This window comes from Bacillus sp. ISL-39 (genome assembly GCF_018613295.1).
In the GTDB taxonomy this organism is placed as follows: Bacteria; Bacillota; Bacilli; order Bacillales; family Cytobacillaceae; genus Mesobacillus.
The window spans coordinates 118,859-143,440 of the sequence record NZ_JAGGQM010000011.1; the positions used below are offsets into that span (position 1 = coordinate 118,859).

Sequence of the window (24,582 nt, forward strand, 5' to 3'; positions counted from 1 at the left end):
CAAAATTTAAGAAAAGAGCCTTATAAATGGAAAAAAGCACGAAGTATCAATAAAAAGATACTTCGTGCTTTTTGTATGGTGTGTCATTAGATTAATTCTCTTTGTCAGTCCGGACAACCAGGACATCACAAGATGCATAGCGGGTGATATGCTCGGAGACACTTCCGATGAAGAAGCGTTCCACTGCGTTCATTCCTGTTGCTCCGCAAATAATCAGGTCGGCGTTATATTTTTTCGCAACATCTTTCGCAATCTTGACCTTTGGTGAACCATAATCGATGTCATATTCCACGTCTTTGATACCAGCTTCGATTGCCTGCTGTTTGTAGCTTTCCATCAGCTCTGTAGCAAACTGTGTCGCCCGCTCTGAGATGGTGCGGTCATATGCCTCTACAGTAGCAAAGGTGCGTAAATCGATTATGTGGGTCATGACCAGACTCGCGTCGTTTCTTTTTGCGATTTCAATGGCTTTTTTAAAAGCCCATGCTGCTTGTTTAGAACCATCAACGGCAACTAAAATGTTCTTATAATAAAGTGCCATAGTTCTCGCCTCCTTTACCTATATTATACAACAGTTTCATTGGTATAGCTGTGACAATCCAACGAAAACTATAGATGCAAGCATCATATTGAAGGAGGATTTCACATGGATAAAAAGGAACAGCGCGGCCAGTCATTTTATGATTACGATGATCAGGGTGTCATGCAGGTAAGCCAGCAAATCATGGATTCATACAACAGCGGAGTAGTCCCGCAGGATCAGATGAAAGCAGCAGCAGAAAACAATGAGGAACATAGATAAAGCTGTATTCGCATCGTTACAGGCTATAATAATGCCTGCTAACTTCTCTATTAAAAATGAAAAATAATCTGGCTTAATGGATAGGGTGGCTTGCTGAGAACCGTTGCTCGGCAAGCCTTTTTATTTTCCATTCCTACTTCCTGTAAAATTAAAAATATACAGAATAGTATATTTTAGGGAAATTTGTACGAATTGTTTTGCCAAAAGCATTTTTTTCTACTAAAATGAAAGTGTTTTCATCTTGCCGCAATATTTCTTTACTCATTGAAAAAATGATATAGTGATGGCAGGGCTGAAATGGTAGGGCAATTATTATATAGGAGGTATGCAATAATGCGTATCGGTGTACCTAAAGAGATAAAAAATAACGAAAATCGTGTGGCTATGACGCCTGCAGGAGTAGTTAATCTAGTAAATTTCGGGCATGAAGTTTTCATTGAGACTGGAGCTGGAATTGGCTCAAGTTTTACAGATGAAGACTACAAGGCTGCCGGTGCTCTGATCGTTGGAAGTGCAGAAGAAGCATGGGCACAGGATATGGTCATGAAGGTTAAAGAACCTCTCGCAGAAGAATACGGGTATTTCCGTGAAGGCTTAATTTTATTTACATATTTGCATCTTGCACCAGAACCGGAACTGACTAAGGCATTGATCGAGAATAAGGTTGTTGGAATTGCCTATGAAACAGTACAGCTGGCTAACGGTTCGCTTCCATTGCTTACTCCTATGAGTGAGGTTGCTGGCCGTATGTCTACACAAATCGGTGCGCAATTCCTTGAAAAAGTTCACGGAGGAAAAGGAATCCTGCTTGGAGGCGTTCCAGGTGTACAAAGAGGAAAAGTAACAATCATCGGCGGCGGTGTAGCTGGCACGAACGCAGCTAAAATGGCTGTCGGCCTTGGTGCTCAGGTCACAATGATCGACTTGAACCCAGACCGTCTTCGTCAGCTGGATGATATCTTCGGTTCTGACATTACAACGCTAATGTCCAATCCTTTGAACATTGCTGAAGCAGTCAAAGCATCTGACCTGGTTATCGGCGCTGTATTGATTCCAGGCGCGAAGGCGCCAAAGCTTGTGACAGAAGAAATGATCCAGTCGATGAACCCAGGTTCAGTCGTTGTCGATATCGCAATCGACCAGGGTGGCATCTTCGAAACAACAGACAGAATCACAACACATGACAACCCTACTTATGAAAAGCACAGCGTTGTTCACTACGCAGTTGCCAACATGCCAGGTGCAGTTCCTAGAACATCAACAATCGCCTTGACGAACGTGACAGTGCCGTACGCTGTCCAGATTGCGAACAAAGGCTACAAGCAGGCTTGCCTGGACAATGAAGCATTGCTCAAGGGAATCAACACGCTTAATGGCTATGTGACTTACCAGGCAGTAGCAGAAGCGCATAACCTTGTATACTCTGAAACAAAAACATTATTAGAGCAAATTTAATTTTTCTAGATCCGGATGAAATATTCCGGATCTTTTATTGTTGAGATAGGTAAAGCAACTCTAATTAACACAAAGCAGTTTAAAATCTTTCAATTTTAGCGTATATTATTTATGGGATATACGGGTTCTAGTTGCTAGAATGTCCGTGTTAATTTGTTATTGAGGAGTGTCATGATGGAAAAAGTACTTGTTTTTGGACATAAAAATCCTGATACGGATACAATCTGCTCTGCTATTGCCTATGCTAATTTGAAGCAAAAGCTTGGTGTCGATGCGGAAGCGGTACGTTTGGGTCAGGTTAATGGAGAAACTCAGTATGCTCTTGATTACTTCAAAGCTGAAGCGCCACGCCTTGCAGGTAGAGTTTCAGAAGAAGTGGACAAGGTTATCCTTGTTGACCACAACGAACGCCAGCAGAGCGCTGATGACATTACAGATGTTCAAATCGTGGAAGTCATTGACCACCACCGTGTGGCGAATTTCGAGACGAGTGATCCGCTTTATTTCCGTGTTGAGCCAGTAGGCTGCACAGCCACAATCCTAAATAAGATGTACAAAGAAAACAATGTGGAAATCGAAAAGAATATCGCTGGACTAATGCTGTCGGCGATCATCTCTGATTCTTTATTGTTCAAGTCCCCGACTTGCACAGACCAGGATGTTGCAGCTGCACGTGAATTGGCTGAAATCGCAGGAGTGGATGCTGAGGAATACGGTCTTGAAATGCTGAAGGCTGGTGCGGATCTCAGCAGCAAAACAATCGAAGAGCTTATTTCCCTTGACGCGAAGGAATTCCAGATGGGAGAATCCAAGGTTGAAATCGCACAGGTAAACACAGTTGATATCAACGATGTTCTTTTGCGTAAGGTAGAGCTTGAAGAAGCATTGATCAATAAGATAACTGAAAAGAACCTGGATCTGTTCTTGCTGGTCATCACTGATATATTGACGAATGATTCTGCAGCGCTTGCGATTGGTAAAAAGGCTGCAGCTGTTGAGGAAGCGTTCAATGTAACTCTCGAAGATAATACTGCGACACTTAAGGGCGTTGTTTCCCGTAAAAAACAGGTCGTTCCAGTACTGACGAATGTACTTGCGAAATAAATCCTAATAAAGAACCTTCCTGGCCATTTGGGCAGGAAGGTTTTTTGATTTTACGCGAATTTCTCTGTTCGGGCAGAAGATCTTTTCAGCTTTAATGTAATATAAGCAAAGTAGACAAAAGCAGCAATTGAGAAGTAAATCCAGGCATTGACAACCTGGTCTGTTTTCCATAAGCCAGTCATTGACAGGAGTGCCGGGAAGGTCAATGTCAGCCATGACTGGACCATGGCAACTTTCCCGACATATGCATCTATTTTCTTGTTCAATCCCATTGATAAGAAGAACAGGAACCAAAGGTAGGCCCACATCAGCCATGTAAGCGCGTTGACAATATCATCAAAATGGACAAAGGCAACCGCTGCATAAATGATGGCGAGAACAGCAACCCAGAGGGAATACCATCCAAGCCCGGTGCCATCAAGGTTGTTCCACAAGGTCAACCCGACATATAAATAGGTAAAACCAAAGAGAAAGATGCTTGCCAGACTGTAGACCGTCCAATTGCTCTGGTCTGATACGGCAATCAAGTAAAAGGGCACGATCACTTGTAATGCCCCGATGAATAAATTGAATACTGCCACACTTTTAGCGTTTGCCTTTCCTAAAAGCATTAAGCTGTTCAGGAAGAGTGCTGCACCTGATAGTAATAAACCTGCGTCTCCCATGATGTATGCCGCCCAATAATTGGGGCAGCTCTGTCCTCCTTAAACGTTCAAATAAGAAAGAGCAACTCTTTAGGAGTTGCCCCTTGTTAACTTAAATAATCAATTTAGACCATTTTCTTGGACATGTCTACTTTCTCCATGTCTTTGGATGTGAAGTATCCAGGAAGGATTTCGCTGATTGTCGTTTCCTTTACATCGCCATTCAGATTGGCAAGGTAAATTTTTGTATCGTCAGTTGCGAACTCCGCAATCACCTGGCGGCAGGCACCGCAAGGAGAAACAGGACCTTCAGTGTCAGCGACTACTGCAATCGCCTTGATTTCGGTATCCCCTTCAGAGACTGCCTTGAAAATGGCTGTTCTTTCAGCACAGTTTGTCAATCCGTAAGATGCGTTTTCGATATTGCAGCCCAGGAATAGATTATCGTTACTAGTTATGATTGCAGCGCCAACCTGAAATTTAGAATATGGAACGTATGCTGTGCTTCTTGCTTCTATTGCTTTTTCCACAAGCGTGTGTTTATCCATCGTCCATTCCCCATTCCCAATGATATTATTTGAGCCCGTATGAATAATTTAGTATGAAGATTCCGAAGTCAGGCCATTGATAATTGCCACTCCAGAACTTGCGCCAATTCTTGTTGCGCCAGCTTCGATCATGTTCTGTGCATCCTCAAGGCTTCTGACTCCGCCGGAAGCTTTAACCCCAACATCAGGGCCGACGGTTTTTCTCATTAGAGCGATATCTTCTACAGTCGCTCCGCCTGTTGAGAAACCAGTTGAAGTCTTTACGAAATCTGCTCCAGCTTTAACAGAAAGCTTGCATGCGATTTCTTTTTCCTCGTCGTTAAGAAGGCAAGATTCGATGATGACCTTTGTCAGTGCTTTGCCTTTTGCAGCGTCAACTACCGCTTTAATATCCTTTTCAACTAGATCATATTGCTTGTCTTTCAATGCACCGATATTGATGACCATATCGACTTCAGTCGCGCCGTTTTCGATTGCATTCTTTGTTTCGAATGCTTTTGTTTCTGAAGTTGTAGCGCCCAGAGGGAAGCCGATTACTGTGCAAACTTTTACTTCTTCAGCATCCTTAAGAATTTCAGCAGCCTTCTGTACCCACGTCGGGTTAACGCAAACAGAAGCAAATTTATATTCTTTTGCTTCCTCAGCCAGCTTTACAATCTCTGCTTCGGTTGCATTTGCTTTAAGTAATGTGTGGTCGATCATTCTTGCTAAATCGTTTGTCATTTAGTTCAAACCCTTTCCGTATAAAAATAGTTGAAACGCTTTCATTCAGAATAAAAAATATATAACCCAAATTTATTATGTGTCACTTACATGAATAATATATCAGGTAGGTGAACATATGTAAATAACCTCATGAACATATGTAAAAATAAAAAATGGAAATACATGAATTTGTCATATCTTATAACAAAAATTTTCTTTTGACTTTGGAAGGGCATTTCTTTATAGTTGCTATATAAAAATGAATAAATCATCCTGCAATCGCGGGAGAGGTTCATAGCGGACACCCTCTATAAAAAACTATGGCTTTGAAGAATTTCAACCATATCCCAGAGGATATGGTTTTTTATTTGATAAGCAGAGTTCATGGGCCTCAAAAGCGTTTGCAGATCAAATAGGAGGCTTTAAAATGGCTGGAAGAAAAGATGAAGAAATGAAAGATTTGACACTGCTAGGCAATCAGGGAACAAAATACTTGTTTGAGTACTCTCCTGAAATCCTTGAAACGTTTGAAAATAAGCACCCATATCGAGATTATTTTGTTAAATTCAATACCCCCGAATTCACGAGTCTTTGCCCGATCACAGGCCAGCCTGATTTTGCATCGATTTACATCAGCTACATTCCTGACAAATTGATGGTTGAAAGCAAAGCGCTGAAATTATATTTGTTCAGCTTCAGGAACCACGGTGATTTTCACGAAGACTGTATGAACATCATCATGAATGACCTGATCAAACTGATGGATCCAAGGTATATTGAGGTTTGGGGCAAATTCACTCCAAGAGGCGGCATCTCAATTGATCCGTATACTAACTACGGCAAGCCCGGAACGAAGTATGAAGAAATGGCAAACTACCGGATGATGAACCATGATATGTATCCGGAAAAAGTGGATAATCGCTAATTAGAGGAAGAGCAGCTGCTTGTGCTGCTCTTTTTTAACTGGAAAAAAAGATGGATTTTTTCCAATTCGCTATAAAAATGATTTTTTCGCTATAAAAAACTGAAACTCGCTATAAAAAATTAAAACTCGCTATAAAAAAGAAATTACTGCTATAAGAAAGCTGAAGCGGATTGTTTACACCTTTGGAAACTAGCTTTTTCACTAAAACAAACCGCCTGGATCCGGGATCGCAGGCGGTTTTGATTCTTTTTACGATACAAAGACCAATTCTTTAGGGAATTTCGTTAGGATTTCGATTCCATCCTCGGTGATAACGACATCATCTTCAATTCTCACTCCCGCAACGCCAGGTACATATATTCCAGGCTCAGCGGTGAACACCATTCCTTTTTCCATTAATAAAGGATTCGTGCTGGTCAATGATGGATATTCGTGGACGCTGACTCCGAGTCCGTGCCCAAGGCGGTGAGGGAAGTAGTCGCCGTATCCAGCTTCTTCTATCACATTGCGTGCAGCAAGGTCGACCTCTGAGCAGGCAACACCAGCCCGTGCAGTATCCAGGGCTTTAAGCTGTGCTTTTAAAACGGTGTTATAAATTTCTTCCTGCTGTTTATTGATCTCACCGTACGCAACGGTCCGTGTGATATCAGAGCAGTAGCCATCCATCACAACGCCAAGGTCGAACAGGACGAGGTCACCTTTCTTGATCTTCGTCAGCCCAGGTGTCCCGTGCGGTGCTGCTGCATTTTTACCAGTAAGGACCATCGTTGAAAACGACATTTCCGTTACGCCCTTTTTCTTCAATTCAAATTCAATTGCTGCAAGGACATCTAGCTCGGTTTTGCCTTCCTGGATTTCATTTACCCCTGTCTCTATGGCAAAGTCGGCCAGCTCACACGCTTTTCTCAGTTTCTGCAATTCAGCTTCTGTTTTGATCATTCGCATCTGGCGCAGTTTTTCCTCTGCTGAAACAAATTCAGAGCCGCCAAACAGGCCAGCCATTTTTTCATAACGCTCTACATTCAATTGTTCCTTCTCAATCGCGGTTTTCTTGATTGAAGGAACGCGGTTCTTAATCGCATTGTAAGCAAGCTCCATGGAATCATCCGTATCACTGTAGCCGATGATTTCAAGTTCCCATCCGGCATTTTTAGCATTTTCTTTATCCATTGCCGGGCAAATCATGAACGGCTCGGCATCCTGGAATACAGCAACTGCCAGCAGTCTTTCGTGAGGATCGCTTAAAAATCCGCTTAGGTAAAATACATTATCAGGAGATGTAACAAAAGTGACGTCGACACCATTGTCCTTCATCCAGCCTGATAACGCAGCCAATCTTTCCGTCATAGAAATTCCTCCTCTGATATGTACATCACACTATGAGAGTAGCAATTCGCAGGTGAAAAGTAAAACTTTTAACGAGAGAGGTTGTTGGGTAAAAAGAAAATGGAAGAAGGAGATAGGCAAAGAGTGTTGAAATAAATTATTAGGATGGCTTTTTGCAGAGGCTGCAGGTCAGCGGCGGCATGATGCCTAAAACTGCAGCGGTTTATTGCCCAAAAAAAGCCTTGAATGAAAGGAGCGATAATATGAAAGTATCTTATCACGGACATTCGGTTGTAAAAATCGAAACAAATGGGAAGACAATCCTGATTGATCCATTCATTACAGGCAATGACCTGACCGATCTGAAGGTGGAAGATGTAAAGCCTGACGTCATCATCCTTACTCATGCCCATGGCGACCATCTTGGGGATACGGTCGAACTGGCGAAGAAGCATGATGCGCTTGTAATCGCCAATTTCGAAGTGGCTACATATTTAAGCTGGAAGGGCTTGAACACGCATGGCATGTCGATTGGCGGTGCGTATGAATTTGATTTTGGCAAGGTCAAAATGACTCCTGCCTTCCATGGAACAGGAATGGTAACTGAGAACAATGAAATCATTTATGGCGGCATGCCTGCTGGGATTCTGTTCATGGCAGAAGGGAAGACCGTGTTCCATGCAGGTGACACGGGTCTGTTTTCAGACATGAAGCTTATTGGGGAGAGACATCCGATTGACCTGGCATTTCTGCCGATTGGCGACAATTTTACAATGGGCCCGGAAGATGCGGCATTGGCAGCGGAATTCCTGGATGCGAAGGAAGTTGTTCCGATTCATTTCAACACATTCCCGCCAATCAAGCAGGATCCGCATGCTTTTGTTAAAATGCTTAAGAAAAATAAAGGCACTGTTCTTGAAGCAGGAGAGGCAATTGAATTATAGAAGTCAAGAGCTGCACAAAAAGTTGTGCAGCTTTTTCTATTTGGCCATGCTAATTTTTGTCCTGGAAGCATAGATATAAACCAAGACAACCTGTAGGAGGGGGAAGATGAAGAAGAACCGTTACTTGTTATACTTGCTGTTGTGCGGCATGATGCTTTACATAGGAATGCCGGAGCTCAACTTCCAGATGGGAGGAAAAGAGGCTTTATTTGCCGGTTCGTGGCTGTTCCTGGCCTTGCTGGTCTTCGCGGGAAATCTGGCAGCCTTTTTATACACGCCGAAAAAACGTTCCAGGGCAGGCAGCAGGAAGATGGAAAGCAGTTTGAAAAGGAAATCACGTGTTTACACTGGCTGAGAATCAGCCAGTTTTTTCTATATAAAGGACTTCCATCCTAATTAAATTGAATCCAACCCTTTTAAACCTTATAATAATAATGGATAGAACTACTTTGTACGGAAAATTATTAAAAAGGGTGAAAGTCTTGGCAACTAAGCATGAACAAATACTTCAATATATAGATGAATTGCCAATAGGAGAAAAAATCTCGGTACGCCAAATCGCCAAGGCGCTGAACGTAAGCGAAGGAACTGCATATAGAGCAATTAAGGATGCTGAAAATAAAGGGTATGTCAGCACGATTGAACGTGTCGGCACCATCAGGATTGAGCGGAAAAAGAAAGAGAACATTGAAAAACTTACTTTTGCCGAAGTTGTCAATATCGTTGATGGGCAAGTGCTGGGCGGCCGTGCCGGGCTTCATAAAACATTGAACAAGTTCGTCATCGGGGCGATGAAGCTTGAGGCGATGATGCGCTATACGGGTGCAGGCAACCTGCTGATCGTCGGGAACCGCGACAAAGCACATGAGCAGGCGCTGCGGGCAGGAGCAGCTGTTTTAGTGACCGGTGGTTTTGATACTGAAGACCATGTAAAGAAACTTGCCGATGAATTGCAGCTGCCGATCATCTCCAGCAGCTATGATACTTTTACAGTAGCGACGATGATCAACCGTGCGATTTACGATCAGTTGATCAAAAAGGAAATTATCCTTGTCGAGGATATCCTGACCCCGGTTACGGAAACGATCTTCCTTAAGGCTAATGACCGGGTATCAGATTGGTATCGGCACAAGGATGAAACGCTTCACAGCCGTTTTCCGGTTGTGGACCAGAATATGAAAGTAATCGGGATGATCACATCGAAGGATGTCATGGGGCATGAACAGGATACAGTGATTGAGAAGATCATGACAAAACAACCGATGACCGTAAGCGGTTCGACGAGTGTAGCATCCTCCGCTCACATGATGGTGTGGGAGGGCATTGAAGTCTTGCCAGTTGTGGACGATGCCAACAGGATTCAGGGCATTGTCAGCAGACAGGATGTGTTGAAGGCTCTGCAAATGATCCAGCGACAGCCGCAAGTAGGGGAAACACTTGATGATACGGTTACGAACCAGCTTGTTCTGGCAAAAGGAAAAACAAAGGATGAAGACATTTTCCGCTGCCAGGTGACTCCGCAGATGACAAACCACCTTGGGACGATTTCATATGGCGTGTTTACAACAATCGTCACAGAAGCCGCGAACCGTGTGCTGCGAGGGTATAAAAAAGGTGACCTGGTTGTCGAGAATATGACGATTTATTTTATCAAGCCAGTGCAGATTGACAGTGTCATAGAGATCTACCCGAAGGTTCTAGAGGTGGGAAGGAAGTTCGGTAAGGTCGATATCGAAGCCTTCAATGACGGCGTTCTCGTCGGTAAGGCTATGATGATGTGTCAGCTGATCGACAGACATTAACAGTTGAAAGAAGCCGATCCTTAATAACAGGGTCGGCTTTGTTGTACTCTAATTTTCCTGGGCTTCCTTGGCAGCGTGTGGAAGGTAGAACTTATATGCTTTGATCCCGCCCCAGACGCTCAATGAACCAATGACAATGAAAATAGCACCTACGATGTATGTGACAGCAGTCTGGAAAAGGAACAATTGGTTGATCCCGAAAAGGGCGACGAACAAACCCAGGGCGATGCTTGATTTTGCAGAAAGCCAGCTTCGCTCTGCAGGCCTTTTGCTGCGGACATATTTAATCTTGTAAAAGATATAGAAGACAAGTGAAAGAATGATCAATAAAACGAGAATAGGCATTGCAATTCCTCCAAATTCATAATCTACTCTATTTTACAGCTTATTCATGGAGATTGCCAAGCAAAGGTTGAAGACTGGGAGAGAATGCCGGTACCCTGCCAGTTAAGGTTCCTGCTTTTCTTTTCCAAAAAATATGTTCATAATTAAGATATGAAAAAGATGGAGGAGCATTTTGATGAAAGAGCAAATACTTGAGACTATTGAAAACTATGAAACGATCATTATCCATCGTCATGTAAGGCCGGATCCTGATGCATACGGTTCGCAGGGAGGGCTTGCTGAAATCCTGAAGGCTTCGTACCCTGAAAAGAATATTTACACTGTAGGCACAGAGGAGCCATCGCTTAACTATTTGAGAAGGCTTGATTCTATCTCGGACGATACTTTTAAAGGCGCGCTAGTGATTGTCTGTGATACAGCGAATGCCGAGCGAATTTGTGATGAACGTTACCGTTTAGGGGAGCAGCTTGTGAAAATTGACCATCATCCGAATGAAGATCCGTACGGCGATCTTCTATGGGTGGAGACTTCAGCAAGCTCTACAAGTGAAATGATTTATGAGTTTTACCTTACTTTCAAGGATAAGGGCCTGAAGATGTCAGATGAGGCAGCCAGATTGCTGTATGCCGGAATTGTTGGCGACACTGGCCGATTCCTGTATCCGAGCACCACTAACAAAACTTTTGCATATGCAGGAGAATTGATCCACTATAACTTCTCGCGTACAGAGCTTTATGACAGAATGTATGAGCTGGCGCCGAATGTGGTGAAGTTGAACGGATACATCCTCCAGAACTTTGAACTGCTGGAAAATGGTGCGGCCAAGGTAGTGATGAAACGGGAGCTGCTTGATCAGTATTCCGTCAAGCCATCTGAAGCATCATTGCTTGTAAGTGAGCTGGGGAATGTCAGGGGAATTAAGGCCTGGGTATTTTTCATTGAGGAAGAAGATCAAATCAGGGTTCGCCTTCGTTCCAAAGGGCCTGTAATCAATACAATCGCCAGAAATTACAATGGCGGAGGCCATCCGCTGGCTGCAGGTGCATCCATTTATTCATGGGATGATGTCCACCGGGTTCTTGGAGACTTAATCAAAGCATGTGAGGAATAGAGATCCACAAAAAAGGTGCGTTTCAATACTGAAGCGCACCTTGCTTATTGAACATTATCTATTATTAAAATAAACCTTTAAAGCATCCGTGATTTCCGCATTCAATCCATCGGTCTGGATCTTGTAGTGGTCACCGTCAAGGGAAGCTGTAAAATCAGTGATTCCCTGCTGTTTTAAGAAGTCATCGATGTCAGAAAGATGTTCCCCCTGATTCTTAAGGCTTTTTTGACCGACAAAATCATCATTCACATATATATCATACTGATCCTCATTCAATTTCACCTGGTTTTCACCATTTGCGTTGTTCATGGCGTACGCCGGGAAAACTCCTCCGCCAACACCACTGCCGCTGTTTCCTGCTCCATTGTTAAAACTCATATGAATCCCTCCTGTCTATAATTAGGCATATGCTTTATAATTCCCGTTTTTATCAGGAGTCACACAAACTGGAGGGAATTCCCTTTATTTACTGGCAGGTATTAGACAGCTACTACATAGAACTTCTCAATGCAAAGCCGGAATCGTGACAGCTTTCAAGAGGAACCCATTAAGCTGTCATGAGAAAGCCAGAATCGTGACAGCTTTTGTGTGGCAAGCTTCAAAGCTATCAAGAAAACGCGGTTATTGTGACAGGTTGCAGGGTTCAAGGGCCAAAGCTGTCAAGAAAACGTGGTTATTGTGACAGCTTGAAGGGTTCAAGGGTCAAAGCTGTCAAGAAAACATGGTAATTATGACAGGTTTCAGGGTTGAGAGCACAAAGCTGTCAAGAAAACGTGGTTATTGTGACAGGTTTCAGGGGTGAGAGCCGAAAGCTGTCAAGAAAACGTGGTTATTGTGACAGGTTTCAGGGGTGAGAGCCCAAAGCTGTCAAGAAAACGCGGTTATTGTGACAGGTTGCAGGGTTCAAGGGCCAAAGCTGTCAAGAAAACGTGGTTATTGTGACAGGTTTCAGGGTTGAGAGCCCAAAGCTGTCAAGTAAAAGCCGGGATTAATGCAGAACGCTACAAAGCTGTCAAAGAGCAGCTGTAATCGCAAGGATTTTCCATGCTCTCACCCAAACCAGGCATGAATACTGGCTCCCCGATCAATCCAGGCTAATCTCCACCTGAATGCTGACGGATGTATAGATGACCATCGACTTGATTTTCAGCTTATAGCGTTTGTCATTCACCTTAATGGATTTGTTTTCTATGACCTTGGTGATCAAATCCCTGCTTTTAAAAACCGAATCTAAATCCTTGGCAAGAAGCATGTTCAACTGCCCCTTGGTTTCCTCCTCGATCTCGTAGATACTTAGCGTATCAAGCTGCTTATATTTTTTATCATTGACGATTTTCACTTTGATCTCCTGGACAGTCAAATTCTCTTGATTCTTCTTGTTTAGCTCTTCGTAATCCTCCATCCAGATCTGGATATCGCTTTTCAGGTCGGCTATTTCATCCTTCTGCTGCTCAATTTTTTTTGCCTGTTTTTCCATCCAAACACCATGAATGTATAAAAATAATACCCAACTCAGGAGAGCGCCTATGGCCATACCAGAAAAAAATCTCTGCCACTCAGGTCTGCGGTAATAAGGAGGGATTCTCATTTTATACATGCTCCTGCGTCAGCCAGTTGATCAGCAGTGCTCCTGTCTGCGCACCGCCCATGGCTGTGAGGATCAAAAGGAACTGCTTGAAAATATCTTTCGTTTCACCGTTTAAAAGACCGCGTTCAAAGCTGTAGACAGTATCAAAGGTACCGCCGATCGCAGCAATGATCGCCCATATACGGATGGAACTTGAGAAGCGCGCAATTTCCGTCATCAAAGGCTGTCCTGTCAAAAAAGCGGCTAATCCGCCAATCAGCGAGCCGCCAAGCAAAACACCGAGCGCGATAAAATAGGCTTCGAACAGATGGGAAGCAAATGGCTGATTCAAATAAAACACCCTCAGTAAATGGTAGATTTTTTCCTCGTAATTCATCATATGGACAATCTGCAATCAATATGTTTAAACTTCCTTGAAGAAATGAGAACATATTTTCTTTTTTTACCTGAAAAGCCTATAATGAAAGAAGATGAACCTTTAAGGGTGTGAGAGAAATGCCATTTATTCACCTTCATGTCTATAGTGCATACAGCCTGCTCACCAGTACGGCGACAGTAGAGCAGCTAGTCCGCGATGCCAGGGCAAAAGGATTTTCCGCACTCGCACTGACGGATCGCAATGTAATGTACGGAACAGTCGCATTTTACAAAGAATGCCTGAAGAACTCAATCAAACCTTTGTTGGGCCTGACGGTTGACGTTGTCAGCGAGACTTTGGAAGATGAGTCCTTTCCGCTTGTGCTGCTCGCGAAAAACAATGAGGGGTTCCAGAACCTGATCAAGATTTCAAGTGCTGTACAGACAAAATCTCCCGAGGGAATACCGGTGAAATGGCTGAAGCATTATGCTTCAGGACTAATTGCGCTTACTTCTGGGACCCAGGGAGAAATCGAGTATTATTTAGCAAATGGTGAAAAAGAGAAAGCGCTAAAGACGCTGGATTTATATAAGCAGATTTTTGGCAGGGATCATTTTTACCTGGCCATACAGGACCAGGGCCTTCCGGGACAAGAGGAGCTGGTTGAACAGCTGGCAAGGGTGGGTACGGAAACCAGCACTCCACTGGCTGCTTCCAACCAGGTGCATTATCTGGAAAAAGAAGATTCTTTTGCCCAGGAGTGCCTGCTGGCGATCAAAAATGGGGAGAAGCTCCAGGATGATGCCCGTGAAAAGCTGGGCAGCAGTGAGTTCTACCTAAAGCCGGCAAAAGAAGTGGGCGAGCTGTTCTCGGATTATCCAGAAGCATTGGAAAATACCCTGAAAATAGCAGAGGACTGCAATGTCATGCTTGATTTCGAAACAAGGCATCTGCCAAAGTTCCCGGTCCCTCCTGGGAAAAATGCGGATGGAATGCTAGAGGAACTTTGCTTTAAGGGATTAGAAGAGCGATACGGAAATCCGTCCCAACAACACAAAGACAGGCTGAAATATGAGTTATCAGTCATTAAAAAAATGAACTTCAGTGATTACTTCCTGATTGTCTGGGATTTCATAAAATACTCGCGGGAAAGAGGAATCCTCATCGGACCGGGGCGTGGTTCTGCGGCTGGTTCAATCGTTTCATATGTATTGTACATAACGGATGCAGACCCGATTGAACATAATCTTCTCTTTGAAAGGTTCTTGAATCCTGAACGTATTTCAATGCCAGATATCGATATCGACTTCCCTGATAACCGCAGGGATGAGGTTATTGAATATGTCGCGGCAAAATACGGGGAGCTTCATGTAGCACAGATTGCAACTTTTGGAACACTTGCCGCGAAAGCAGCGGTAAGGGATGTTGGCCGCGTATTCGGCTTGAACGCGAAGGAGCTTGATCGTCTGTCAAGGCTTGTGCCATCAAGGCTTGGCATTACCCTGAAAGATGCAATCGAGGAATCTGCCGGGTTAAGGAGTTTTATCGAAGAATCGTCCAAGAATAAGAGAATCCTTGAAACGGCAATGAAACTCGAAGGCTTGCCCCGGCATACGTCCACACATGCTGCGGGAGTTGTAATCAGCGAACAGCCGCTTACAAATGTCGTGCCGATCCAGTCCGGCCAGTCGAAGGTGTTCCTTACTCAATATTCAATGGATCACCTTGAAGAATTAGGCTTGTTGAAGATGGACTTCCTGGGCTTGAGGAATCTGACCTTAATAGATTCGATCCTTCAGTCCATCAAGCAAAAAACAAGGCGCGAGCTGGACATTCATGATATCCCGGCTGAAGATAAGCTAACCTTCGAGATGCTTGGAAGGGGAGAAACGACAGGTATTTTCCAGCTGGAATCTGACGGGATGAGAAAGGTACTGACAAGGCTGGAACCAACGAGGTTTGAAGATATTGTCGCAGTCAATGCCCTTTATCGTCCAGGTCCGATGGAGAATATTCCATTGTTCATTGACCGCAAGCACGGAAGGCAGCCTATAGACTATTATCATAAGGATCTCGAACCCATTCTCCGGGACACATACGGGGTCATCGTTTACCAGGAGCAAATCATGCAGATTGCTTCACAGCTTGCCGGATTTTCCCTGGGAGAAGCGGATTTGCTGAGGAGAGCAGTTTCAAAGAAGAAGAAGGAAGTTCTTGCCCAGGAACGTGAACATTTTGTAAATGGTTCTGTAAAGAAAGGATATGACACGCAAACAGCGAATCTTATCTATGATTTGATCGTCCGATTTGCTAACTATGGCTTTAACCGGAGCCATGCGGTTGCATATAGCATGATTGCCTACCAGCTGGCGTACCTCAAAGCTCATTATCCGCTGTATTTTATGGCGGCGCTGCTGACGTCAGCAATCGGGAATGATGTTAAGATCGCACAGTATGCAAGAGAACTGCAGCAAATGGGGATCAAACTTCTTCCTCCTTCCATCAACAAAAGTGCCTTCAGCTTCCAGCCAGAAGGGGATGCAGTCCGCTACAGCCTCGCCGGAATAAAAGGAGTAGGAATCGCCTCACTGAAGGAAATATTCCAGGCAAGACGAAACAAGCCTTTTAAGGATATATTCGATTTTTGCATTCGTGTGCCCCAAAAGGCTGCCACAAGAAAAGTGCTCGAAGCACTGATTTATTCAGGCGCGTTCGATGAATTCGGCCAGGACCGCGCCGTCCTTTTAGCGACGGTTGATGTTGCGATTGAACATGCACAGCTTGTGGCCCCTGATGATTCCGGCCAGATTGATATGTTCGCAGAAGCAGAGTTTTCTCTGAAGCCAAAGTATACCGAGGTCGACCCGATGCGGATCGAAGACAAGCTCAGCCTCGAAAAGGACGTACTCGGAGTCTATTTGTCGAAGCATCCCGCTTCCATTTATGAAAAGGAATTCAAGGCAGCCGGTGTCAAAAAGATTGCCTCGAAATCTCCGGGAAGCAAAGTCAGGCTTGGCGTCTATATCACTGAGGATAAGAAAATCCGGACGAAAAAAGGCGAAGCAATGGCGTTCCTTACCATTAGCGATGCAAGCGGGGAAACAGATGCTGTCGTATTCCCGGCTGTATATAAGCAGTACGGAAATGTTTTGGGCCAGGGGAAAATGGCGCTGCTGGAAGGCAAGTTCGATGAACGGGAAGGGAAGAGCCAATTTATCGTGAACCAGGTTATTGACCTTGACAGGGAAGCAAGAAAAGAACCTGTTTTATATTTGCGGATCGCTAAAGGGACGGACAGTGCCGGAAAGATGAATGAACTTAAAGCTTTATTGAAAAAACATCATGGTGCTGTACCGGTTATAGTGTATAACGAAGAAACCGAAAAATCGCTCCTGCTGCCAAACGAGTTCAGTGTAAGCACAGAACAAGGAAGTATTGGAGAACTAAAGAAGGTATTGGGTGACAATAATGTTGTCCTGAAAAATTAGTTCTTTACAAGTATAATAGATGTGTTATATTGGAAAAGGATATGTGTGGTCAGACCACTGAAGACTTTTTCTATAACCAGGTATTTTATTATTGTCGTATTGGCGAAAATATTGCTCTTCTCTGGTTCATAGCTGAATGGAGTATGGCAAAAGCCAAATTTTGACGAAGAAAGCCTATAACTAAGGAGTGGACCTGAGTTGACTTTACGTGAAGAAGCTTTGCACATGCACCGTGTAAATAAAGGGAAATTAGAGTCAAAATCAAAAGTACCTGTAAGGAATGCAAGGGACTTAAGCCTTGCTTATTCGCCAGGGGTGGCGGAGCCTTGCAAGGAAATATATGATAAGCCCGAAACTGTTTTTGATTATACAATGAAGGGCAATATGGTAGCCGTTGTTTCTGATGGCACAGCTGTATTGGGCCTGGGGAATATCGGTCCTGAAGCAGCCCTTCCAGTAATGGAAGGAAAAGCTGTTCTTTTTAAGAGCTTTGCCGGAGTCGATGCCTTTCCTATTTGTTTGAATACAACAGATGTTGATAAGATTGTCGAGACTGTAAAGCTGCTGGAGCCGACTTTTGGCGGAGTCAACCTGGAGGACATCGCAGCTCCAAACTGTTTCGCTATAGAAGAACGCTTGAAAAAAGAAACGAATATTCCGGTATTCCATGATGATCAGCACGGAACAGCGATTGTCACAGTGGCTGGTCTCGTAAATGCCTTGAAAATTGTCGGCAAAAAAATGAATGAAATTAAAGTGGTCGCGAACGGAGCAGGAGCTGCTGGAATTGCGATCATTAAGCTTCTCTATTCTTACGGAGTCCGGGACATCATCATGTGCGATACAAAGGGTGCGATTTATGAAGGCCGCCCTAACGGCATGAATGCGATCAAGGACGAAGTGGCTAAATTCACGAACCGTGACAATGTTGAAGGATCACTTGCGGATGCCATCAAGGGAGCAGATGTATTCATCGGAGTTTCTGTCGCTGGAGCACTGACTTCTGAAATGGTCCAGACAATGAATAATAATCCGGTTATTTTTGCAATGGCCAATCCGGTGCCGGAAATCATGCCTGATGAAGCCAAGGCAGCTGGAGCGGCAGTCATAGGTACAGGCCGATCCGACTTCCCTAACCAGGTAAATAATGTTCTTGCATTCCCGGGAATCTTCCGCGGAGCATTGGATGCCAGGGCTACCCATATCAATGAAAAAATGAAGGTAGCTGCTGTTAATGCAATCGCCAGCTTGATTGAGGAATCCGAGCTTTCAAGTGATTACGTCATTCCAGGCCCGTTTGACCCGCGTGTGGCACCTGCTGTTGCGGCGGCTGTTGCGAATGCGGCGATGGAAACCGGCGTCGCGCGAATTAAAGTAGATCCGGAAGAAGTCAAAGAGCGCACCATGCGCCTAGCATTGATTGGAAAAGGTGAGTGATCTCTTAGTGACACAGCCTGAAAAAAGCACAAAGGTTTATGTGGAAATCGTCAGGCAGCTAAGGGAAATGATTAATAAAGACGGCTTAAAGCCCGGGGATAAAATTCCATCCGAACGTGAACTTTCAGAGCGCCTGAATGCCGGGCGCTCCTCCGTTCGCGAGGCATTGCGCGCCCTAGAGCTTCTCGGCTTGATTGAGACGAGAAGGGGAGAAGGAACATTCATCAGGGACTTCCGCGGCAACCAGCTTGTCCAATTATTAAGCACCTTTATCCTGCAGGATGAAAAAGCAAAAAATGATGTTGTCGAAACGAAAAATATGATTGAGGTCGATTGTCTGTACCTGGCAGCTGAAAAGATAAAGGAAGACGAAATCAGAAGATTAAAGGTCTGGATAGATGACCATAATTTTGAGGACGGGGAATTTTTCAGGAAAATTGCCGACCTTGCCGACAATCATCTTTTTTATCGAATTTGGTATATACTGAATGATTATTATAGTGCACTTCAGCTGAAAGTATCAGATGCTGAAAAAGAAGATTATCACAAACTGGTAGACTCACTTGAAACAAAAAGAGGAGATCTGATCCTGGAAAGATATCGCATGCTACGGAAAATGTCGACGGAATGACGACATGAAGTAACATCTTTTGTAGAAAGGATGTTATATACTTGTGGACATGCCTATGATGCCTGGAGGGCAGCCTCTCTTTCTTTTTTGAAAAAGTGGTCTGGCCACTTAGTGCTTTGTTCCTAAATTTAAGGTATTACAAAACAACCAGTATTATTCGGAGGGGGTTTTAACTTGCTTAAGGAGCTTTTTACGAAAACGAAAAAGAAAAAGTACGCGACAATTCCTTCTGAAGCAGCGAAGCAGGATGTTCCTGAAGGAATCATGACGAAATGCCCGAACTGCAAGAAAATCATGTATACAAAAGAACTGAATAAAAATTGTAAGGTGTGTTTCCAATGCGGTTACCACCATCAGATGAATTCAGCAGAACGGATCGATAGCTTTCTCGATGCGGGAAGCTTCCGCGAGCTGGACCGCGACATGATCTCAGGCAATCCATTGGGTTTTCCTGAATATGAGGGTAAGCTCGACAAGGACAGGGAAAAAACAGGTTTAAATGAAGCAGTAGTAACCGGGATAGGCAGTGTGAACGGCTGCGATGTCGCGATTGCGGTCATGGATGCGACATTCAGGATGGGAAGCATGGGTTCTGTGGTAGGCGAAAAGATTACGCGGGCGATTGAAAAAGCCGATGAATTATCCATTCCATTCATCATTTTTACCGCATCGGGCGGAGCGAGGATGCAAGAAGGTGTCCTAAGCTTAATGCAAATGGCCAAAACAAGCGTCGCATTGAAAAGGTTCAGTGATAATGGCGGGTTGATCATCTCAATCATGACTCACCCGACAACAGGAGGAGTTTCAGCGAGCTTTGCTTCATTGGGGGATTACAATCTTGCAGAACCGGGAGCTTTGATCGGATTCGCAGGACGAAGAATCATTGAACAGACAATCCGCGAAGAACTGCCGGAAGACTTCCAGACATCGGAATTCTTGCTTAAGCACGGCCAGCTAGACGCTGTGATTCCGAGGACAGAACTGAAGGAGAAAATTGCGGGAATACTTGAAATCCATCAGCCAGGAGGGACATTCGAATGGCAGGAGAACTAGAATTTGAGAAACCGGTATTGGAACTAAGAAAAAAAATCAGCGAGCTAAAGGAATTTACAAAGACAGCGGATGTCGATCTCACTTCTGAAATAGATAAACTTGAAGCAAGGCTCCAAAAGCTCGAATCTGAAATTTACGAGAACATGAAACCATGGGACAGGGTGCAGATTGCCCGTCATCCGAATCGTCCGACTACGCTTGAATATATTTCTTTGCTATTTACCGACTTCTTCGAATGTCATGGTGACAGGACATTTGGAGATGATGAAGCAATTGTAGGCGGTATTGCTAAGTTTCATGGCTATCCGGTGACAGTCATTGGCCACCAGCGCGGAAAGGATACAAAGGAAAACATCCGCAGGAATTTTGGCATGCCACATCCCGAAGGTTACAGGAAAGCCCTGCGTTTGATGAAGCAAGCTGAAAAATTCAGGCGCCCGATCATTTGCTTCATTGATACGAAGGGAGCTTATCCCGGAAAAGCGGCAGAAGAGCGTGGGCAAAGTGAAGCGATTGCCCGCAATCTATTCGAGATGGCTGGACTTACGGTCCCGGTAATCTGTGTTGTCATCGGCGAAGGCGGAAGCGGGGGAGCACTGGCTCTTGGAGTCGGCAATTATATTCACATGCTGGAAAACTCCACCTACTCCGTTATTTCGCCTGAAGGCGCAGCGGCCATTCTCTGGAAGGATTCTTCATTGGCGAAAAAAGCAGCCGAAACGATGAAGATTACAGCACCAGATCTTAAGGGGCTTGGGGTTATAGATGAAATCATTCCCGAAGTAAAAGGCGGGGCGCATAAAGATCTGAAGCAGCAGGCAAAGTATATGGATAAAGTTTTAAAAGATTCGATGTCCGAACTGCTTGTGCTGGATGAAGAAACATTGCTGAGCCAGCGATATGAAAAATACAAACGAATTGGAGAGTTTTCGTTTCCAACTGAATTTATAGGGGTAAAATAAAACGTGCCAATCAGCACGTTTTATTTTTTATAAAGGCTCAAATTTTATAAAACTTAAGCTTGACAACTCGAGCATGGATCAAAAAGCAACCATCATTGCAATCGCAACTGTGGTAAACATCCTTTTGAAGCGCTTGCAATTACGTGATAATTCCGTCTTATTGTCAATATTGAGGATTCAGTTGAGATACGGTATTCTACGTGGTATTTTAGAAATATTCCCGGGTATTCTGTTCATAATAAGATAAGCTAATAACAGGATACTATTTTGATTAGTTTTTGGTACAGTACATATTGAATGAGGTGAAAAGATGAAAAGAATTGGTGTTTTGACGAGCGGCGGGGATTCGCCCGGCATGAATGCTGCGGTACGTGCGGTTGTTAGAAAAGCCATCTACCATGATGTAGAGGTTTATGGTGTATATGGCGGATACGCTGGCTTGATGAGCGGAAATATTAAAAAGCTGGAACTTGGATCTGTTGGTGATATCATTCATCGTGGCGGAACTTTCCTTTATTCCGCAAGAAGCGAAGAATTCAAGACAAAAGAAGGCCAGCAAAAAGGAATCGAGCAGTTAAACAAGCTTGGTATTGACGGGCTAGTCGTTATTGGCGGAGACGGTTCTTACAGAGGGGCAAAGGCGTTGACGGAGCAGGGCTTCCCTTGTGTAGGTGTGCCTGGCACCATCGACAATGATATTCCAGGAACTGAATTTACAATCGGATTTGATACAGCGCTTAATACTGTTATCGATGCAATCGATAAAATCCGTGATACTGCTTCTTCGCATGAAAGAACGTTTGTTGTGGAAGTAATGGGACGCAACGCTGGAGACTTGGCATTATGGGCTGGGCTGGCAGGCGGTGCAGAAACAATCCTGATTCCTGAGGATCCGCATGATATGAAGGATATAGCTCACCGTCTGAAAAAAGGGCATGAACGCGGGAAAAAACACAGTATCATTGTTGTAGCTGAGGGTGTCATGAACGGATATGATTTCGCGAAGCAACTGCAGGAAGAGACTGACTTTGACACTCGCGTAACAGTCCTTGGGCATGTTCAGCGCGGCGGAACGCCTACAGCATTCGACCGTGTACTTGCAAGCAGGCTTGGAGCACGGGCAGTAGAGCTTTTATTGGAAGGTAAAGGCGGACGTGCTGTCGGAATGGAAAACAATCAACTAGTTGATTACGATATCATTGAAGCTTTGGCAAAAGAACATACTGTTGACTTGAACTTATATAAACTATCGAAAGAGCTTTCTATCTAATCTCTTTACAGTAAACCAGGAGGTTGCAAGCTATGCGCAAAACAAAAATTGTTTGTACAATTGGTCCCGCTAGTGAAAGTGTAGACAAATTGGTTCAATTGATTGAAGCAGGTATGAATGTTTCCCGTCTTAATTTTTCACACGGAAACCACGAGGAACACGCTGCACGTATCAAGAATATCAGAGAAGCTGCAAGTAAAACAGGGAAGAATGTTGGTATTCTTCTTGATACAAAAGGCCCGGAAATCCGTACGAACGATATGGAAAACGGTGCGATCGAGCTAACGACTGGCCAGGAGTGCATCGTTTCGATGACAGAAGTTCTAGGTACTGCAGAAAAGTTTTCTGTTACTTATGATCAGTTGATTGATGATGTACATCCAGGGGCGAAAATTCTCCTTGATGACGGATTGATCGGGCTGGAAGTTATCAGCATCGACAAGGCCAGCAATGAAATTAAAACCCGAGTTCTCAACAGCGGAACGCTTAAAAATAAAAAAGGCGTCAATGTCCCAGGTGTATCTGTTAACTTGCCAGGAATCACCGAAAAAGACGCCAAGGATATACTTTTCGGTATTGAGCAAGGCGTAGATTTTATCGCAGCATCTTTTGTTCGCCGAGCAACAGACGTGTTGGAAATCCGCCAGCTTCTTGAGGAAAACAACGGAACCCATATCCACATCATCCCGAAAATCGAAAACCAGGAAGGCGTCGACAACATCAATGAAATTCTTGAAGTTTCTGATGGCCTGATGGTTGCCCGTGGAGACCTTGGGGTTGAAATTCCGGCTGAAGAAGTACCACTTGTTCAAAAAGACCTGATCAAAAAGTGCAATGTACTAGGCAAGCCTGTTATCACAGCAACCCAGATGCTTGATTCTATGCAGCGCAACCCTCGTCCTACACGCGCGGAAGCAAGTGACGTAGCAAACGCAATCTTTGACGGTACAGATGCCATCATGCTTTCCGGCGAAACAGCTGCAGGACAATATCCAGTTGAAGCTGTACAGACAATGCATAACATCGCATCACGTGCAGAACAAGCGCTTGATCATAAAGAGCTTTTATCAGCCCGCAGCAAGGACACAGAGCACAATATTACGGATGCTATCGGACAATCGGTTGCACATACAGCGTTGAACCTTGAAGTCAATGCAATCATCACGCCGACTGAAAGCGGCCATACAGCACGTATGATCTCAAAATACCGTCCGAAAGCTCCAATCATTGCAGCAACTTCGAATGACCATGTTCTTCGCCGCCTGGCTCTTGTATGGGGAGTATACCCACAGCTCGGCCAGAAAGCAGAAACAACAGACGAAATGCTCGCAATCGCAGTAGAAGAAAGTGTGAACAGCGGTCTTGTTTCCCACGGTGACCTTGTCGTTATCACAGCAGGAGTACCGGTTGGAGAAGCAGGCACAACGAACCTGATGAAGATTCATGTAGTTGGTGATATCCTGGCAAAAGCTCAAGGTATCGGACGTAAATCTGCATACGGAAGAGTAGTCGTCGCAAAGGATGCACAAGAAGCGATCAGTAAGGTAAAACAAGGCAGCATCCTGGTAACAATCGGTTCAGACCGTGAAATGGTACCAGCGCTCGAGAAGTGCAGCGCCTTGATCACGCAAGAAGGCGGTTTGACAAGCCACGCAGCAGTAGTGGGATTAAATCTTGGAATCCCGGTCATCGTTGGCGTAGAAAACGCCATGCAACTATTTGAAGATGGCCAGGAAATCACGGTTGACTCTGCAAGAGGCGTCATCTACAAAGGACATGCCAGCGTTTTATAATCTTAGATAGGTCCCAAATTCAGCGTGAAATCAACTTTTGATTTCACGCTTTTATTTATGTTGCTGAAGTTAGCCCAAGTTCAGACAGCTTTCATAGGAAATGAGGAAAAGCTGTCCGGAGTTGTCCAATATCTGGCAAGATCTCCTCTGGTCTTACCTATTATGTCTGAAGTTGATACAGGGTCAGACAAACTTAAAACTAAATTCATGACAAGTATTTGATCTATAAAGGAATACCGAGCAATCATATTATTGTCTTCCTGACAGCTCGGCACGTATAATAGAAGGACA

General features: G+C 44.3%; 24 protein-coding genes. 15 read left to right on the forward strand and 9 right to left on the reverse strand.

The genetic code is table 11. The annotated features are described in order from the left end of the window. Positions 1–91: 91 nt before the first annotated feature. Positions 92–541 carry a universal stress protein gene (locus J7E37_RS11000; protein WP_214780695.1) on the reverse strand — a complete coding sequence of 150 codons (450 nt, stop codon included), beginning with the start codon at positions 539–541 and terminating at the stop codon, positions 92–94. A gap of 105 nt (positions 542–646) precedes the next feature. Between J7E37_RS11000 and J7E37_RS11005 the strand changes: the two genes are divergently transcribed. The 3 genes from J7E37_RS11005 (at position 647) to J7E37_RS11015 (ending at position 3,361) form a co-directional block, all read left to right on the forward strand. Then, positions 647–802 (forward strand): hypothetical protein, encoded by a 156-nt coding sequence (locus tag J7E37_RS11005; RefSeq protein WP_214780693.1) that lies wholly within the window; start codon positions 647–649, stop codon positions 800–802. A gap of 333 nt (positions 803–1,135) precedes the next feature. Next, a complete protein-coding gene (ald, locus tag J7E37_RS11010; RefSeq protein WP_215023919.1) occupies positions 1,136–2,257 on the forward strand; it encodes an alanine dehydrogenase in 1,122 nt (373 codons plus the stop codon). 174 nt (positions 2,258–2,431) lie between these two features. Next, positions 2,432–3,361, forward strand: a complete 930-nt coding sequence (locus J7E37_RS11015) for a manganese-dependent inorganic pyrophosphatase (protein ID WP_214780691.1) — start codon at positions 2,432–2,434, stop codon at positions 3,359–3,361. 50 nt (positions 3,362–3,411) lie between these two features. On the opposite strand, the gene J7E37_RS11020 is transcribed toward J7E37_RS11015, so the two are convergent. From J7E37_RS11020 to deoC, 3 genes are all read right to left on the reverse strand, one after another. Continuing rightward, entirely contained in the window at positions 3,412–4,026 is a 615-nt protein-coding gene (locus J7E37_RS11020; RefSeq protein WP_214780689.1) for an AmiS/UreI family transporter, read from the reverse strand. 104 nt (positions 4,027–4,130) lie between these two features. Beyond that, complete coding sequence (locus tag J7E37_RS11025; RefSeq protein ID WP_214780687.1) at positions 4,131–4,553, reverse strand: cytidine deaminase; 423 nt, start codon at positions 4,551–4,553, stop codon at positions 4,131–4,133. A gap of 48 nt (positions 4,554–4,601) precedes the next feature. After that, positions 4,602–5,276: a deoxyribose-phosphate aldolase gene (gene deoC / locus J7E37_RS11030; RefSeq protein WP_214780914.1), complete on the reverse strand. Its 675-nt coding sequence runs from the start codon at positions 5,274–5,276 to the stop codon at positions 4,602–4,604. Positions 5,277–5,685: 409 nt separating this feature from the next. Between deoC and queF the strand changes: the two genes are divergently transcribed. Next, positions 5,686–6,183, forward strand: coding sequence for a preQ(1) synthase (gene queF / locus J7E37_RS11035; RefSeq protein WP_167832694.1), 498 nt, complete (start codon positions 5,686–5,688; stop codon positions 6,181–6,183). A gap of 249 nt (positions 6,184–6,432) precedes the next feature. On the opposite strand, the gene J7E37_RS11040 is transcribed toward queF, so the two are convergent. Next, positions 6,433–7,530, reverse strand: coding sequence for a M24 family metallopeptidase (locus J7E37_RS11040; RefSeq protein ID WP_215023922.1), 1,098 nt, complete (start codon positions 7,528–7,530; stop codon positions 6,433–6,435). A gap of 242 nt (positions 7,531–7,772) precedes the next feature. Between J7E37_RS11040 and J7E37_RS11045 the strand changes: the two genes are divergently transcribed. From J7E37_RS11045 to J7E37_RS11055, 3 genes are all read left to right on the forward strand, one after another. Further along, complete coding sequence (locus J7E37_RS11045; protein ID WP_214780912.1) at positions 7,773–8,453, forward strand: metal-dependent hydrolase; 681 nt, start codon at positions 7,773–7,775, stop codon at positions 8,451–8,453. A gap of 106 nt (positions 8,454–8,559) precedes the next feature. Further along, a complete protein-coding gene (locus J7E37_RS11050; RefSeq protein ID WP_214780683.1) occupies positions 8,560–8,808 on the forward strand; it encodes a hypothetical protein in 249 nt (82 codons plus the stop codon). Between the two features lie 127 nt (positions 8,809–8,935). Continuing rightward, positions 8,936–10,255 (forward strand): CBS domain-containing protein, encoded by a 1,320-nt coding sequence (locus J7E37_RS11055; RefSeq protein ID WP_214780681.1) that lies wholly within the window; start codon positions 8,936–8,938, stop codon positions 10,253–10,255. 48 nt (positions 10,256–10,303) lie between these two features. Here J7E37_RS11055 and J7E37_RS11060 read toward each other — a convergent pair whose 3' ends face one another. Then, positions 10,304–10,600 (reverse strand): YtpI family protein, encoded by a 297-nt coding sequence (locus tag J7E37_RS11060; protein ID WP_214780679.1) that lies wholly within the window; start codon positions 10,598–10,600, stop codon positions 10,304–10,306. 175 nt (positions 10,601–10,775) lie between these two features. Here J7E37_RS11060 and J7E37_RS11065 point away from each other — a divergent pair, with 175 nt between their 5' ends. Then, complete coding sequence (locus tag J7E37_RS11065; protein WP_215023924.1) at positions 10,776–11,711, forward strand: DHH family phosphoesterase; 936 nt, start codon at positions 10,776–10,778, stop codon at positions 11,709–11,711. Positions 11,712–11,765: 54 nt separating this feature from the next. Here J7E37_RS11065 and J7E37_RS11070 read toward each other — a convergent pair whose 3' ends face one another. The 3 genes from J7E37_RS11070 to ytrH form a co-directional block, all read right to left on the reverse strand. Then, on the reverse strand, positions 11,766–12,089 hold the full coding sequence (locus J7E37_RS11070; RefSeq protein WP_214780675.1) for a hypothetical protein: 324 nt from the start codon (positions 12,087–12,089) through the stop codon (positions 11,766–11,768). Between the two features lie 706 nt (positions 12,090–12,795). Next, positions 12,796–13,299 carry a sporulation membrane protein YtrI gene (gene ytrI, locus J7E37_RS11075; RefSeq protein WP_214777770.1) on the reverse strand — a complete coding sequence of 168 codons (504 nt, stop codon included), beginning with the start codon at positions 13,297–13,299 and terminating at the stop codon, positions 12,796–12,798. A gap of 1 nt (position 13,300) precedes the next feature. Beyond that, complete coding sequence (gene ytrH / locus J7E37_RS11080) at positions 13,301–13,678, reverse strand: sporulation membrane protein YtrH (RefSeq protein WP_214777772.1); 378 nt, start codon at positions 13,676–13,678, stop codon at positions 13,301–13,303. Between the two features lie 116 nt (positions 13,679–13,794). Between ytrH and dnaE the strand changes: the two genes are divergently transcribed. The 7 genes from dnaE (at position 13,795) to pyk (ending at position 24,291) form a co-directional block, all read left to right on the forward strand. Next, entirely contained in the window at positions 13,795–17,145 is a 3,351-nt protein-coding gene (gene dnaE, locus J7E37_RS11085; RefSeq protein ID WP_215023925.1) for a DNA polymerase III subunit alpha, read from the forward strand. Positions 17,146–17,343: 198 nt separating this feature from the next. After that, entirely contained in the window at positions 17,344–18,582 is a 1,239-nt protein-coding gene (ystJ, locus tag J7E37_RS11090) for an NADP-dependent malic enzyme (protein ID WP_215023927.1), read from the forward strand. Between the two features lie 67 nt (positions 18,583–18,649). Beyond that, positions 18,650–19,213: a GntR family transcriptional regulator gene (locus tag J7E37_RS11095; protein WP_251009620.1), complete on the forward strand. Its 564-nt coding sequence runs from the start codon at positions 18,650–18,652 to the stop codon at positions 19,211–19,213. A 174-nt stretch (positions 19,214–19,387) separates the two neighbouring features. Further along, positions 19,388–20,266 (forward strand): acetyl-CoA carboxylase, carboxyltransferase subunit beta, encoded by an 879-nt coding sequence (accD, locus tag J7E37_RS11100; protein WP_214777778.1) that lies wholly within the window; start codon positions 19,388–19,390, stop codon positions 20,264–20,266. Continuing rightward, positions 20,251–21,228, forward strand: coding sequence for an acetyl-CoA carboxylase carboxyl transferase subunit alpha (accA, locus tag J7E37_RS11105; RefSeq protein WP_214777781.1), 978 nt, complete (start codon positions 20,251–20,253; stop codon positions 21,226–21,228). The genes accD and accA overlap by 16 nt, the downstream gene beginning before the upstream one ends. Before the next feature lie 310 nt (positions 21,229–21,538). Beyond that, positions 21,539–22,498, forward strand: a complete 960-nt coding sequence (pfkA, locus tag J7E37_RS11110) for a 6-phosphofructokinase (RefSeq protein WP_214777783.1) — start codon at positions 21,539–21,541, stop codon at positions 22,496–22,498. A gap of 32 nt (positions 22,499–22,530) precedes the next feature. After that, entirely contained in the window at positions 22,531–24,291 is a 1,761-nt protein-coding gene (pyk, locus tag J7E37_RS11115) for a pyruvate kinase (protein ID WP_214777785.1), read from the forward strand. Positions 24,292–24,582 lie beyond the last annotated feature (291 nt).

Coding starts and splice junctions, on each gene's coding strand:
- J7E37_RS11050 (WP_214780683.1), top strand. CDS start 8,560: ATGAAGAAGAACCGTTACTTGTTATACTTGCTGTTGTGCGGCATGATG.
- deoC (WP_214780914.1), bottom strand. CDS start 5,276: ATGACAAACGATTTAGCAAGAATGATCGACCACACATTACTTAAAGCA.
- pfkA (WP_214777783.1), top strand. CDS start 21,539: ATGAAAAGAATTGGTGTTTTGACGAGCGGCGGGGATTCGCCCGGCATG.
- J7E37_RS11060 (WP_214780679.1), bottom strand. CDS start 10,600: ATGCCTATTCTCGTTTTATTGATCATTCTTTCACTTGTCTTCTATATC.
- J7E37_RS11095 (WP_251009620.1), top strand. CDS start 18,650: ATGATTAATAAAGACGGCTTAAAGCCCGGGGATAAAATTCCATCCGAA.
- ytrH (WP_214777772.1), bottom strand. CDS start 13,678: ATGATGAATTACGAGGAAAAAATCTACCATTTACTGAGGGTGTTTTAT.
- J7E37_RS11025 (WP_214780687.1), bottom strand. CDS start 4,553: ATGGATAAACACACGCTTGTGGAAAAAGCAATAGAAGCAAGAAGCACA.
- queF (WP_167832694.1), top strand. CDS start 5,686: ATGGCTGGAAGAAAAGATGAAGAAATGAAAGATTTGACACTGCTAGGC.
- J7E37_RS11015 (WP_214780691.1), top strand. CDS start 2,432: ATGGAAAAAGTACTTGTTTTTGGACATAAAAATCCTGATACGGATACA.
- ald (WP_215023919.1), top strand. CDS start 1,136: ATGCGTATCGGTGTACCTAAAGAGATAAAAAATAACGAAAATCGTGTG.
- J7E37_RS11020 (WP_214780689.1), bottom strand. CDS start 4,026: ATGGGAGACGCAGGTTTATTACTATCAGGTGCAGCACTCTTCCTGAAC.
- J7E37_RS11065 (WP_215023924.1), top strand. CDS start 10,776: ATGAAAGAGCAAATACTTGAGACTATTGAAAACTATGAAACGATCATT.
- accA (WP_214777781.1), top strand. CDS start 20,251: ATGGCAGGAGAACTAGAATTTGAGAAACCGGTATTGGAACTAAGAAAA.
- J7E37_RS11005 (WP_214780693.1), top strand. CDS start 647: ATGGATAAAAAGGAACAGCGCGGCCAGTCATTTTATGATTACGATGAT.
- J7E37_RS11000 (WP_214780695.1), bottom strand. CDS start 541: ATGGCACTTTATTATAAGAACATTTTAGTTGCCGTTGATGGTTCTAAA.
- ytrI (WP_214777770.1), bottom strand. CDS start 13,299: ATGAGAATCCCTCCTTATTACCGCAGACCTGAGTGGCAGAGATTTTTT.
- J7E37_RS11040 (WP_215023922.1), bottom strand. CDS start 7,530: ATGACGGAAAGATTGGCTGCGTTATCAGGCTGGATGAAGGACAATGGT.
- J7E37_RS11045 (WP_214780912.1), top strand. CDS start 7,773: ATGAAAGTATCTTATCACGGACATTCGGTTGTAAAAATCGAAACAAAT.
- pyk (WP_214777785.1), top strand. CDS start 22,531: ATGCGCAAAACAAAAATTGTTTGTACAATTGGTCCCGCTAGTGAAAGT.
- dnaE (WP_215023925.1), top strand. CDS start 13,795: ATGCCATTTATTCACCTTCATGTCTATAGTGCATACAGCCTGCTCACC.
- J7E37_RS11070 (WP_214780675.1), bottom strand. CDS start 12,089: ATGAGTTTTAACAATGGAGCAGGAAACAGCGGCAGTGGTGTTGGCGGA.